At 69.7% G+C, this 12,933-nt stretch carries 11 protein-coding genes and 1 pseudogene; 6 read left to right on the top strand and 6 right to left on the bottom strand.

What is annotated here, in order from left to right:
* The first annotated feature begins 41 nt into the window (after positions 1 to 41).
* On the top strand, positions 42 to 1,487 hold the full coding sequence (locus ACPCUW_RS29565; RefSeq protein ID WP_063011312.1) for an acyl-CoA carboxylase subunit beta: 1,446 nt from the start codon (positions 42 to 44) through the stop codon (positions 1,485 to 1,487).
* Between the two features lie 79 nt (positions 1,488 to 1,566).
* On the opposite strand, the gene ACPCUW_RS29560 is transcribed toward ACPCUW_RS29565, so the two are convergent.
* From ACPCUW_RS29560 to ACPCUW_RS29550, 3 genes are all read right to left on the bottom strand, one after another.
* Positions 1,567 to 2,094: a DUF3145 domain-containing protein gene (locus ACPCUW_RS29560; protein ID WP_423428475.1), complete on the bottom strand. Its 528-nt coding sequence runs from the start codon at positions 2,092 to 2,094 to the stop codon at positions 1,567 to 1,569.
* A 96-nt stretch (positions 2,095 to 2,190) separates the two neighbouring features.
* Positions 2,191 to 3,024, bottom strand: coding sequence for a serine hydrolase domain-containing protein (locus tag ACPCUW_RS29555; protein ID WP_423428473.1), 834 nt, complete (start codon positions 3,022 to 3,024; stop codon positions 2,191 to 2,193).
* Positions 3,025 to 3,074: 50 nt separating this feature from the next.
* Positions 3,075 to 3,446 carry a MerR family transcriptional regulator gene (locus ACPCUW_RS29550; RefSeq protein WP_423428472.1) on the bottom strand — a complete coding sequence of 124 codons (372 nt, stop codon included), beginning with the start codon at positions 3,444 to 3,446 and terminating at the stop codon, positions 3,075 to 3,077.
* A 54-nt stretch (positions 3,447 to 3,500) separates the two neighbouring features.
* Between ACPCUW_RS29550 and ACPCUW_RS29545 the strand changes: the two genes are divergently transcribed.
* From ACPCUW_RS29545 to trpB, 3 genes and pseudogenes are all read left to right on the top strand, one after another.
* Positions 3,501 to 4,274: an alpha/beta fold hydrolase gene (locus ACPCUW_RS29545; RefSeq protein ID WP_423428471.1), complete on the top strand. Its 774-nt coding sequence runs from the start codon at positions 3,501 to 3,503 to the stop codon at positions 4,272 to 4,274.
* A gap of 65 nt (positions 4,275 to 4,339) precedes the next feature.
* Positions 4,340 to 5,530 (top strand): serine hydrolase domain-containing protein, encoded by a 1,191-nt coding sequence (locus tag ACPCUW_RS29540; protein ID WP_423428469.1) that lies wholly within the window; start codon positions 4,340 to 4,342, stop codon positions 5,528 to 5,530.
* A 136-nt stretch (positions 5,531 to 5,666) separates the two neighbouring features.
* Positions 5,667 to 6,803, top strand: a pseudogene (gene trpB / locus ACPCUW_RS29535) (tryptophan synthase subunit beta); the annotation flags it as partial.
* Between the two features lie 117 nt (positions 6,804 to 6,920).
* Here the strand turns inward: trpB and ACPCUW_RS29530 are convergent.
* The gene (locus ACPCUW_RS29530; protein ID WP_423428468.1) at positions 6,921 to 7,985 is read right to left on the bottom strand and encodes a phosphotransferase family protein; all 1,065 of its coding nucleotides are present in this window, start codon (positions 7,983 to 7,985) and stop codon (positions 6,921 to 6,923) included.
* A gap of 146 nt (positions 7,986 to 8,131) precedes the next feature.
* Between ACPCUW_RS29530 and pabB the strand changes: the two genes are divergently transcribed.
* Entirely contained in the window at positions 8,132 to 10,372 is a 2,241-nt protein-coding gene (gene pabB, locus ACPCUW_RS29525) for an aminodeoxychorismate synthase component I (RefSeq protein WP_423428509.1), read from the top strand.
* Here pabB and ACPCUW_RS29520 read toward each other — a convergent pair.
* The gene (locus ACPCUW_RS29520; protein ID WP_063011353.1) at positions 10,352 to 10,825 is read right to left on the bottom strand and encodes a hypothetical protein; all 474 of its coding nucleotides are present in this window, start codon (positions 10,823 to 10,825) and stop codon (positions 10,352 to 10,354) included. The genes pabB and ACPCUW_RS29520 overlap by 21 nt on opposite strands.
* A gap of 89 nt (positions 10,826 to 10,914) precedes the next feature.
* Here ACPCUW_RS29520 and ACPCUW_RS29515 point away from each other — a divergent pair, with 89 nt between their 5' ends.
* Positions 10,915 to 12,552: an HNH endonuclease gene (locus tag ACPCUW_RS29515; protein WP_423428467.1), complete on the top strand. Its 1,638-nt coding sequence runs from the start codon at positions 10,915 to 10,917 to the stop codon at positions 12,550 to 12,552.
* Between the two features lie 7 nt (positions 12,553 to 12,559).
* On the opposite strand, the gene ACPCUW_RS29510 is transcribed toward ACPCUW_RS29515, so the two are convergent.
* Positions 12,560 to 12,931 carry an ACT domain-containing protein gene (locus tag ACPCUW_RS29510; RefSeq protein WP_064908943.1) on the bottom strand — a complete coding sequence of 124 codons (372 nt, stop codon included), beginning with the start codon at positions 12,929 to 12,931 and terminating at the stop codon, positions 12,560 to 12,562.
* Positions 12,932 to 12,933: the final 2 nt, after the last annotated feature.

Here is a 12,933-nt window from a genome sequence, read left to right as displayed (position 1 = left end):
GCCGCGTCAGCGACTCCACATTCCATCGAGGAGAGACCGCGATGACCATCATGGCCCCCGCGCAGGCGGATGCCACGACCGATCCCCGTGATCCGCTGGGTCGGTTGCAGCGCTTCTTCGATCCCGGAACCGTTCTTCCGCTCCACCCCCGCGACAAGTCCGGCGTGCTGGCCGCCATCGGCGAGGTCGACGGCGTGCGCACCGTCGCGTACTGCTCCGACGCCACCGTGATGGGCGGCGCCATGGGTGTCGACGGGTGCAAGCACATCGTGGACGCGATCGATACCGCCATCGATTCCCGGATCCCCGTCGTCGGCATCTGGCATTCGGGCGGCGCCCGCCTGGCCGAGGGTGTCGAGGCACTGCACGCGGTCGGCACCGTCTTCGAGGCCATGGTGCGCGCCTCGGGCCTGGTCCCCCAGATTTCGGTCGTGGTCGGCTTCGCCGCCGGCGGCGCCGCGTACGGTCCCGCTCTGACCGACGTCGTGATCATGGCGCCCGAGGGCCGCGTCTTCGTCACCGGACCGGATGTCGTCAAGTCGGTCACGGGCGAGAACGTCGACATGGCCACTCTCGGTGGGCCCGAGACCCACGGCAAGAAGTCCGGTGTGTGCCATATCGTCGCCGACGACGAGAACGACGCGATGCACCGCGGCCGCCGCCTGGTCTCGATGTTCGCCGAACAGGGCGAATTCGACCTGTCCGCCGCCGCGCACGGCGATGTGGACCTCAAGGCGATGCTGCCGGAGTCGGCCAAGCGCGCCTACGACGTCAAGCCGGTCGTGCGCGAGCTGCTCGACAAGATCCCCTCGCCGGACGGCAACGACGAATCCTCCTTCGAGGAGATGCAGGGCGGTTACGCCCGCAGCATCGTCACCGGCCTGGGCCGCCTCGGTGGTCGCACGGTCGGCGTCCTCGCCAACAACCCGCTGCGCATGGGCGGCTGCCTCACCAGCGAATCCGCCGAGAAGGCAGCGCGTTTCGTGCGCCTGTGCAACTCCTTCGGCATCCCGCTGGTCGTCGTCACCGACGTGCCCGGCTACCTGCCCGGTGTCGGCATGGAATGGGAGGGCGTGGTGCGCCGCGGCGCGAAGCTGCTGCACGCCTTCGCCGAGGCTCGCGTCCCGCGCGTCACGCTGGTGACCCGGAAGATCTACGGCGGCGCCTACATCGCGATGAACGCCCGCTCGCTGGGCGCCACCGCCGTGTACGCCTGGCCGGAGTCCGAGGTGGCCGTGATGGGCGCCAAGGCCGCGGTCGGCATCCTGCACAAGAAGGCCATCGCGAAGGCCCCCGAAGAGGAGCGTGAGGCCCTGATCGAGCGCCTCACCGCCGAACACGAGACCATCGCCGGCGGAGTCGGACGGGCCCTGTCCCTCGGCGTCGTGGACGAGGTCATCGACCCGGCCAAGACCCGGTCCACCATCGCCGCCGCGCTGGCCTCGGCCCCGGCCCAGCCCAGCCACAACAAGAACATTCCGCTGTAAAGCGTTAGGCGCCAACACATTACGGGTGGTCTCCCTTGCGGAGGCCACCCGTAATGTCTTTCCGGCTCGATGCGGGTACTCAGCCGACGTCGCGGCGGAGCCAGGTGACCTCGGCGCCCTCGCCGCCGGTGCGGAAGGGTTCGAGTTCGTCGTCCCAGGCGGTGCCCAGGGCGCGATCGATGTCGGCGGAGATATCGCCGTGGCGGCCGCGGGCCCGGGCGGCGCGGACGATTTCGCGCAGCCGCATCTCGCCGACCATGACGTCGCCGTTGGCGCTCATCGCGCCGGTCCACAATCCGAGGCCGGGCACGAAACTGTAGCGTTCGCCGTCGACCCCTTCGGAGGGGTCCTCGGTGACCTCGAAGCGCAGTACGGGCCAATCCCGCAACGCCTTGGCAATTCGTCCCGCGGTACCGACCGGGCCGACCCAGTCGGTGGTTGCGCGCAGTTGTCCCGCGGCGGCCGGCTGGGCGGTCCAGCGCAGGGACGCAGGTGATTTCAGAGCGGAGGAAAGCGTCCATTCGATGTGCGGGCACAGCGCGGCCGGTGACGCGTGGATGTACACCACACCACACGTCACATCCGCGAACTGATCAGATGCGCGCACCTGTACACCTCCAGCCTCGACGTCGGACGTCTTCCCCAACATCCCGTCGAGCCCAGGCGTTGCCCGAGTTTACTGGAGTGCCCGATGTTACGGCTGTTACTTTTCGGCCGTGTCGCGAATCTGCTGGATATCGGCGATGACGGCGTCGCTGAGCGTCGGCCACACCGCTCGGGCCCAATCGCCGAAATTCTCGTCGCTCAATGCCACACACGCCACCCCGATCTCCGGATCCACCCACAGGAAGGTGCCGGACTGCCCGAAATGCCCGTAGGTTCGCGGCGAGTTGGCTCCCCCCGTCCAATGCGGAGTCTTGTGGTCGCGGATCTCGAATCCCAGACCCCAATCATTGGGGCGCTGCGATCCGTATCCGGGAAGCACTCCGCCGACGCCCGGGAATTGCACGGAGGTCGCCGCGGCGAGCATGCCACCGGATATCAAGATCGGGTTCAGCAATTCTCCGGCGAAACGCAGGAGATCGTTCACCGTGGAGCGTCCGGCGTGCCCGGCTGATCCGGCCAGCACCGAGGATTTCATTCCGAGTGGCTCGAATACCGCCTGCCGCAGATATTCGGGAAATTCGATTCCGGTCTCGCGCGTGAGGAACTCGGCGAGGACCTCGAATCCGGCGCTGGAATAGATGCGGCGCTGCCCGGGCTCGGCCATGATCACCGTGGTGTCGAAGGCCAGTCCGGCCGTATGCGCCAGCAGGTGGCGCACGGTGGAGCCGGGCGGGCCGGCGGGCTGGTCCAGTTCGATCGCACCTTCTTCGACCGCCACCAGAACCGCGTAGGCGGCAAGGGGTTTCGTGACCGACGCGAGGGCGAACACCCGGTCGAGGTCTCCCTCGGTGCCGACCACGCCGTGTGCATCGACGACGCCCGCGGCGGCATGCCGGACGGGCCAGTCGCGAATCTGTTCGAGTGCTCGCACGGCACCGAGCCTACGAGAAGGCTCCGAACCCACCGGCCGCGGGGAGGCGGCTACGCCGGGCCGTCGCTGCGATAGGGCGCGGCCACCAGTTGCTCGTCCTGACGAGCCAGCAGCGTGCGACGCCGGGTCAGCTCGGCGATCTGCGTGTCGAGGTGAGACAGGCCCTCCCGCATGATCTTTCGGGTGTGATCGCAGTGCTGTAAGCCCGTGGCGGTCGCACACGGCAGCAGTTCGCGGATGGCGCTGGTCGGCAGTCCGGCGGCGAGCAGCTCGCGAATGCGGTGCACCCGCTGCGGTGCGTCGTCGGCGTAGACACGGTAACCGTTGCCGTCGCGGCGGGCGCTCAGCAGCCCTTGTTCCTCGTAGTAGCGCAGCAGGCGGGTGCTGACGCCGGTGATGTTCGCCAGCTCGCCGATCAGCACTGCGCCCTCCCGGGCTTGACCTTCACACTCATGTCAATCCCTAACGTCGCCGCCATGACGAACATTTCACTGTCCACATCGGTCACCGGCAGCGGTCCCGCGGTCGTGCTCGCGCACGGCGCGGGCGGCGGAATCGAGGCAAACTTCGGCTCCCTGATCCCGCTGCTCGCCGAGCGGCATACCGTGATCGGCTCCGACTATCCGGCCGACGACACCGTGCTCACCCTCGACGGACTGGCCGACGCACTGGTCGAGGAGGCGGTATCGGCGGGCGCCCAGCGATTCCCGATCATCGGATTCTCGCTCGGCACCGCGGTGGCGGTGCGCGCCGCCGTGCGTCATCCCGATCGGGTCACCGGCTTGGTGCTCGCGGCCGGGCTGGCCCGGGCCGACCATCGGGCCCGGCTCGTCCTGGATCTGTGGCGCGGCACGCTCGCCGCACGCGACCACGATGCGTTCGCGCGGGTGGTCCTGTTGTCCGGATACAGCGCCGCCTTCACCAATTCCCTGCCCGACGAGGTGTATTCGCAGTACCTGGCCCAGATCGCGGCCGGTGTCCCGGGCGGGGCGGCGGCGCAGGCGGATCTGGTCGCCCGGGTGGACACCCGCGCCGATCTGCCCCGGGTCGCGGTGCCGACCCGGGTCATCGCCGCGACCGCGGATCTGCTGGTCGATCCCGCCAATTCGCGCGAGCTGGCGGCGACTATTCCGGGCGCCGAATACGTCGAGGTAGCGGCGGGGCACGTGCTGATGCACGAGGCGCCGGAGGCGTGGCATCGCGCTGTCCTCGACTACTTCGCGGACAGCTCCCGAATCCACGCCGCCTGATCGGTTTCCGATCGGGGTGGACACCGTACGACGCCGCGGCGGTGACCGTTACCATCGGTTGCACTATGGGCGAGGTTGCTGAGGTACACGGTGAGGTGGCGACCGGTTTCGAGCCGGTCGCGGACGCGTTTCGACGCAACTTCGCCCGGTTCGGCGAGATCGGGGCGGCCGTGGCGGTCTACGACGGGGACCGGCCGGTGGTGGATCTGTGGGCGGGGTTCCGCGATCCCCGCAAACAGCTGCCGTGGGAGCGCGACACCATGGTTCCGGTGTTCTCCTCGACGAAGGGGATGACGGCATTCGCCGTGGCGGGTGCCGTATCCCGCGGAGTCCTCGACTATCAGGCCCCGGTCGCGCAGTATTGGCCGGAATTCGCCGCACACGGCAAGGAATCGATCACCGTGCGGCAGCTGCTCGACCACCGCGCGGGTCTGCCGGTGCTGGACCGGGTGGTGCGGTTGTCCGATATGGCCGACCGGGATCGGCTCGCGGAGATCCTGGCCGACCAGAAACCACTGTGGAGTCCGGGCACCCGGCAGGGTTATCACCCGATCACCGCCGGGCTGTATCTGGGCGAACTGCTCCGCCGCGTCGATCCGCAGCACCGCACCCTGGGCCGCATCTTCGCCGAGGACTTCGCCGGCCCGCTCGAGCTGGACTTCTTCATCGGATTGCCGGAGGAGCAATCCCTCGATCGCATCGCCACGCTCGCGTCCACCTCCGGCCTGGACGTGCTGCGGTACGAGCGAGACGTGCCGCTGCGCATCGCGATTCAGATGTTTCTGCGGCGCGGGCTCACCTATCGCGCCTTGAGCAGCCCCCGCACCGGCGCACCCGAACGTGCCACCCGCCGCGAATTCCTCGGTGTCGAAAGCCCCGCCGCGGGCGGGGTGGGCACGGCGCGTTCCTTGGCGCGGGTCTACGGCGCAGCGGCGGGACGCACCGGTGAATTGCCCATCGCACCGGGCATTCTGGACCGGCTGGCCACCGCCGACACCGTCGACGACGTGCCCGCAGACGATCTGGTGCTGCTCACCCACAGCCGCTACCATCTGGGGTTCCGCAAATCGTGTGGCAGCTTCCGTTTCGGCAGCGACAGGCGCGCGTACGGCACCACCGGTTACGGGGGCTCGTTCGGGTTCGCCGATCCCGCAACGGGTTTGGGTTTCGGCTATGTGATGAACCGCCTCGGCACCGCCGTCCTAGACGATGCGCGCGCCCGCGCCGTGCGGGAGGCACTACTCCGCTGCCGCTGATCACGCCACCGCGCCGACTTACCACCACTGACGATGACCTCTTCCGTGCTGTTAACTCACTCTTTGCCGGCAGGTGACCAGGTGTGCGAGCGGATCGCACACACTGTCCGAGCCGGACGGCGAGGAGAAAGCGCGGATGCGAATGGTGATCGGACACAGGCCAACCCACGCCACCACCCGGGACGGCATCCGGGACCCCGGCAGATTCGGCGCGTTCGGCGGCCGCTACGTTCCCGAAGGATTGATGGCGGCGCTCACCGACGTCGAGAACGCCCATCGAGCGGCCTGGGCGGATCCCGAATACCACGGCGAACTCGACCGGTTGCTGCGGGAGCGAGTCGGCCGCCCGACCCTGCTGCACGCGGCGCCGCGACTGGCCCGCGCGCTGAATGTCCCCGGAGTGCAGGTATTCCTGAAGCGCGAGGATATGACGCACACGGGCGCCCACAAGATCAACAATGCCCTCGGGCAGGGGCTGCTGGCCGTGCGGATGGGCAAGACCCGCGTCATCGCCGAAACCGGGGCCGGGCAGCACGGCGTCGCGGTGGCGACCGTCTGCGCCATGCTCGGGCTGACGTGCGTGATCTACATGGGCGCCGACGATATGGCCCGCCAGCAGAGCAACGTCGTGCGGATGCGGCTGCTCGGCGCGGACGTGCGCGCCGTCCGTTCCGGTGATCGCCGATTGAAGGCCGCGGTGACCGAGGCGGTGCGAGATTGGGTGGCGCACACCGAAACCACGCATTTCCTGTTCGGCACCGCCACCGGGCCCGCACCCTATCCACGGATGGTGCGTGACCATCAGAGCCGGATCGGCATCGAGTCCCGGGCACAGCTGCTGGCGGCGGCGGGACGGCTGCCCGACCACGTCATCGCGTGCGTGGGCGGCGGCAGTAACGCGATCGGGATGTTCCATCCCTTCACCGGCGATGCGCAGGTGCGGCTGATCGGCGTGGAGGCCGGGGGCCGCGGCTTACACACCGGCGAGCACGCGGCCACACTCAGCGCGGGCACACCGGGTGAGATGGACGGCGCGTTCAGCTACGTCCTGCAGGACCAGGAGGGACAGATCGCGCGAACCCACAGCATCGCGGCCGGATTGGATTATCCGGGGGTGGGCCCGGAACTGAGCCATCTCAAGGACATCGGCCGCATCGACCACGCCGTCGCGACCGACGCGGCGGCGCTGCGCGGACTGGATACGCTGTGCCGGACCGAGGGCATCATCACCGCACTCGAATCCGCGCACGCCGTGGGATATCTGCTGGAGCTGGCCGAACAGGGCGGAATCGCCGAGGACGCGCTGATTCTGCTGTGCCTGTCCGGCCGCGCGACAAGGATCTCGCCATCCTCGCCGACCTGCTCGACGCCGGCTGACGCCGCGCCCGGCTCATTCGCAGAGCCGGTTGGCGTTCTCGAACAGTTCCAGGGTGATGGCGTGCAGGAAATCGCCGGTCTGCTTGGGCGCCTTGCCGGCGCAGGCACGCGCGTGCGTGCCCTCGAGGACGATGCCGAGTTTGAAGCAGGCCAGCACCGTGTACCAGCCGGCGTGACCGAGGTCGCGGTCGGAGAAGTTCGCGTAGTGGGCGATCATCTCCTCGGCGGTGGGCAGGCCACCCGCGGCGCCGAGCTTGCCGACCAGGGCGGCGCCGGTGGTTCCGGGCTCGGGCCGGGTGGCGATCTGCCAGCCCAGATCCAGCAGCGGATCACCGATCGTCGACATCTCCCAGTCGACCATGGCGGCGACCTCGGGTCCGTCGTAGGAGAACATCATGTTGGCCAGGTGGCAGTCGCCGTGCAGGATGCCCGGCCGCCACTGTGCGGGCCGGTTGCGGTCGAGCCAGTCCCCGACTCGGTCCACACCCGGGATCTGCGGGCCGGGGTAGCCGTCGTTGCTGCTGTAGGACTCGAGTTCGCCGAGCCAGCGCGGCACCTGGCGTTCCAGGAAACCGTCCGGCTTGCCGTAATCGGCCAGCCCCAGCGCCTCGTAGTCGAGCGAACCGAGCCGGGCGATGGCCTCGACCGCCGACAGTCCCATCTGCCGCCGCACCTCGGGATCGCCGGCGTGCAGGGCGGGCAACTCGTTCTGCGGGTTGAAGCCGGTGATCGGCTCCATCAGATAGAAGACCGCGCCGATCACCGATTCGTCGGCGCCCGCGGCGATCACCCGCGGGGCGCGCACGCCGGTGCCCGCGAGCGCGCCGAGCAGGCGGGATTCGCGGCGGATCACGTCGTTGCTCTTGGGACGCAGATGTTTCGGCCCGCGGCGCAGCACGAATTCGCGGCCACCCCGGCGGAACCGCAGCATGATGTTCTGGGTGCCGCCGCCGAGCGAGGTCACATCCTCGAAGTCGCCGCCGGGCAAGCCCTGCTCATCCATCCACTCGCCGACGGCCGCGAAATCGACGACCTCGCGCTCGACCTCGGCCGGTTGCACCACAGACATGCCCCACATTGTGCACCACCACGACCGGTCAACTGAAGGCATATGCCCTCACTGCGTCGTCCGAGGTGCCCGATACGGTGATGCACATGAGCACGTCCCGGTCTCGGCATGCGGGCGAGACCACTGTCGACCACGCGGTGCGCACCCGAACCCCCGTGCGCACCCTGCTGATCGACAACTACGACTCGTTCACCTACAACCTCTTCCAGTTGATCGGCACGGTGAACGGCGCCGAGCCGACCGTGCTGCGCAACGACGAGGTCGACACGCTGGCCGAGCTGGACCTCGACCGGTTCGACAACATCGTCGTCTCCCCCGGGCCCGGACGCCCCGATGTACCAAGGGATTTCGGGATCTCGCAGGCACTGATCGACCGTGCGGAGCTCCCGCTGCTGGGCGTCTGCCTCGGACACCAGGGCATCGTGCTGGCGGCCGGTGGGCGGGTGATCCCGGCGCCCGCGCCCCGGCACGGCTATCCGGACCGCATCAGCCACGACGGTCGCGACCTGTTCGCCGGGGTTCCCGCCGACTTCCTGGCCGTGCGCTATCACTCGCTGTGCGCCGCCCAGCCCCTGCCGGACGCGCTGGCGATCACCGCGACCGCGCCCGACGGGGTGGTGATGGGCGTTCGCCACCGGCACCGCCCGCAATGGGGTGTGCAGTTCCATCCGGAATCGGTGTCGAGCGAATTCGGCGCCGCGCTGCTGGGTAATTTCGCGCGGCTGACCCGGGAGTGGTGGGCGCATCGGGCCGTGACCGGCCGGGCATCGGGCGTCCACGAACCGTCACGGGACATCTCACGGCCGGGCGAACGTCCGGCTCGCCGGCAACTCGGCTGGACGGGCGTCGCGCCGTCGATGGATGCGACGTCCGCCGCGGCCGATCCGGTCTCCAGTGGGCCCGGAACCGCAGAGGCCGGCGCCCCGCGGCCGACGACCCTCACCGTGCTGCACGAGGTGATCGACCGCGCCGTGGAGACGGAATCCGTTGTGCTGCGGGTATATCCGGACTCGCCGACGGTGTTCTGGCTCGACAGTGCGCATGTGGAGCCGGGGCTGGATCGGTTCAGTTTCGCCGGTGATGCGTCCGGGCCGCTGGCGGAGGTGGTCCGGTATCGGGTGGGCGCGGGATGTGTGATCGAGAATCGAGCCGGGACGCGCACCGATCCGCGGCCGGTGCTCGACTATCTGTCGGCGCGGCTGAGTGCGCTGAACGTCCGATTCCCCGATGTGCCCTTCGATTTCGTCGGCGGCTACGTCGGCTATCTGGGCTACGAGATGAAGGCCGACTGCGGTGCGAGGACCGGGCATCGATCGCCCTATCCGGACGCGCAGTGGCTCTTCGCCGATCGGCTGGTCGTAGTCGATCACGTCGCGGGCCGCACCCATCTGATCGCTGTCACCGACGCCGATTCGGCCGCGGAGAATCACCGCTGGCTGGCCGATACGCGCGCGATCGTCGCGAGCCTGCCGGATCGGCGGAATCCGGAACCGCTCACCCTTCCCGCCGACGAGGAGGCCGTCGTCTCCCGCCTGACCCGCGGCCGGGACCGCTATCTGGCCGATATCGCGGCGATCGACGCCGAGCTGCGCGCCGGGGAGACATACGAGGTGAACCTCACCGACAGCGCGACCATCGACTCCGATGCGCCGGGACTCGAGGTCTACCGAATGCTGCGGCGCAGCAATCCCGCCCCGTACGCGGCGTACCTGCGCTTCGGCGAGCTCCATATCGCCTGTTCCTCACCGGAGCGCTTCCTGAAGATCGACCGCACCCGCACGGTGGAGACCAAGCCGATCAAGGGCACCGCACCGCGCGGCGCGACTCCGGAGGCGGACGAAAACCTCTGCCGCGCCTTGGAATTGGACCCCAAGACGCGGGCCGAGAATCTGATGATCGTCGACCTGCTGCGCAACGATCTGGGCCGGGTGTGCGAGCTGGGCAGCGTGCATGTGCCCGAGCTGATGGTCGCGGAGACCTACACCACGATGCATCAGTTGGTGAGCACCGTGCGCGGGCGGCTGCGCCCGGAGGTGGATGTGCTCGATTGCCTGCGCGCATGCTTCCCGGGCGGCTCGATGACCGGGGCTCCGAAGCTGCGGACCATGGAGATCATCGACGGGCTGGAGACCGAGGCGCGCGGCATCTACTCGGGCACGATCGGGTTTCTGGGTCTGGGCGGAACGGCGGATCTCAATATCGTCATCCGTACCGCGGTCCGCGACGAGCGCGGCTGGCGCGTCGGCGCGGGCGGCGCGGTGGTGCTGGACTCCGATGCCGACGCGGAATTCCACGAGATGGTGCTCAAGGCCGCGGCCGCGGCCCGTGCGGTGATCGCGACGGCCGAGTTGCCGCGATCGGCGGGCAGGGCGGGTCTATTTCCCGCGTCGACGTGACTTCGGCTCCGGTTGCGGTGGTTCCGCCTCGCGGCTGGTGAGGCGGCCCAGCATCGAGATGCCCGGCAGTTTCGACAGCCGGTTGAACACCTCCTCACCCAGCGCGATCACGGCCTCGAGCCGCGGCAGCAGCCGGTCGTAGGCCGCGAAGGCCGGATCGGCCAGCGCCAGGGTCCGGTCGAGGCGGTCGATGGTGGAATTGAGCCGGTCGATGGCGATCGCCAGATTCTCGATCAGATCCGGAAGTTGCGCGGCCAACTGTACGGAGGCGGGCGGGAGCCGCACCGCGGTGCCGAAGGCGGTACCGGCGGTGACCTGCGCGGCATCGATCGCCTGGCCCGCGGCGGTCTGCGCGGCCTGCGCGGCGGCTTGGGCGGCGGCGAGGATTTCCGTCGCACCCGGCACCCGCGCGCCGCTGGGCTTACGCCCGGAGTCACCCTTCGGGTTCGTCATGGTTCCACTGTGCCGCACCCGGACAGTCACGAAAAGCTCCGCGCCGACCGCGCGATTCGTGTCGGGGCGGCCTGGCATAGTTCGTGGCGATGACAACCATGCGCCCCACCGTCGACGGCGACGCCACGCCGGTACCGACTTCGCTTCTGTCGGTATTGGTTTCGTGGCGTTCGACGGCGTCGCTGGACGCGCATGCCGTCCTGCTGACCGCCGGCGGGCGGGTCCGCTCCGCCCGCGACGTGGTGTATTTCAACGCGCCGCGCCACCCCTCCCAGGCGGTGACCGTCGATCAGGATCCGCATCCGGGCACCGCGCGGCTGTCGGTCTCGCTGCCCCGGACGGAGGCCGAGATCGTCCGCATCCTGATCACGGGGTCCGGCGCCGACGAGCCGCTGGCCGCACTGCCCGGCCTCGCGGTTTCGGTCGAGGATGCCGAGGGCCTGGTGGCGCGTGCCGACGTGGCCGCGGAGCCGGGTGCGTGGGCCGCGGTGTTCGGAGAGTTCCGCCGGGCCGAGGACCGATGGTGGTTCGTGCGCGGCGGACCGCAGCACGCCGGCGCGGCGGACTTGTTCACGACATTCGGCGCAGCCGTCTCGGAGTCGGCACAGCACCGGTCGCAGCGACTATCGTTGCACCGCAACAGTTTCGCCGCACCCGTGCCCCCGCCACCGGACGAGTGCCCCGATTGGCATCCCGACCCCACGGACGCGGCCTCACTGCGCTGGTGGGACGGCTCCCGGTGGACCGAGCAGACCGTGGCACGCCCTTCCGCCGACCCACGCGCCTGTCCCCGGTGCGGGCGGCGGCGGGTCTGGCGCCTGCTCGGCGCCGCGCCCTGCCGCGCGTGTGCCGCGGAGGTCGAGGACTACCTCGCCGGCTGGCGCACCCGGGCGCTGCGCGTCCTGACCACCACCGGACCGAGCGGACCCGACTGGGACGAGCTGTGGACGCGGATCCGCCGTCAGCGCATCGACCCCGACACCGCCCGCGCGGCCCTGCGCGGACCCGCCGTCGCCCATCTCGAGCGCATGGCGGCCTTCGCACTCGCCGACGGCACGATCGGTGGCGCTGAGCTGGAACGATTCGATGCGACGGTCGCCGCGCTCGAGGTGCGCGACGCGGCCGTGGACGAGTTGCGCCGCAGCCTGCGGCGGCTGCGCATCCTGTCCCGGCTGCGTGCGGGCGAACTCCCGGTGATCGCGGTGCCCGATCTGCATCTGGATCCGCAGGAACGCGTCCACCTCGACACCGCCGCCACCCGCATCCGCCGGTCGAGCCGCGGCGCGCAGGCGTCACCGGGACGGTTGATCTGCTCCAACCGGAAGCTGCGCTTCATCGGACCCGACGCGGGTATCGAAATACCCTGGGCCCGAGCGGTTTCCGTAGCTGCCACGGAGACGGGCGTGACGGTGGCGGCGACCTCGGCACGCGGCGGGGCCGAATTCGATGTCGCCGAACCGGAATTGGTGGCCGCGATCGTGGAAGGCGCCCTGCGGGTGGCGAAACGGCTCACGGTCGCGCCGGGCAGACGCGACAGCCGGTCCATCGCACCCGATATCAAGGCGGAAGTGTGGCATCGCGACGGCGGCCGGTGCGTGGAATGCGGCGCCACCCACTACCTCGAATTCGACCACATCATTCCGCTCAGCCGCGGCGGCGCGACCAGTGCGGCGAATCTGCAGATCCTGTGCCGCGGCTGCAACCGCGACAAGGGCGACCACATCTGAGCCGTCGTCAGCCCGCCTCTCCGGCGATCTCGAATCCGGCCTCGGTCAGCGCATCGGTGGCGGCGGCGCTGCGCGATTCGGGCACCAGGACCAGATCCGCGTGGTAGGTCGAGGCGACGAAGACGGGAATGCCGTGCCGCGCCAGGGGTTCCAGAATCGCGGTCAGCGCGCCGGAGGTGTCCAGCTCGCGGGGCGTGGCGGCGTACAGGCCGAGCCAGCACGACTCCCGCTCCCACGGCGGGGCCTCGCGCACGACCGTCAGCCCCTCCGGCGCCCGCACCAGCGCCACCCATTCGTCGTCCTCCGGAAAGGTCGCGGACGGGATGTGGTCGACGCTGAATCGGGACGGCACGATGTGCAAGCGCTGGGATTTCGCCATCG

The sequence above is a fragment of the Nocardia sp. AB354 genome, assembly GCF_049538315.1.
GTDB classification, from domain to species: Bacteria; Actinomycetota; Actinomycetes; order Mycobacteriales; family Mycobacteriaceae; genus Nocardia; species Nocardia nova.
The sequence above is the reverse complement of the archived record's forward strand: the minus strand, read 5'-3'. Positions and strand labels throughout refer to the sequence as shown.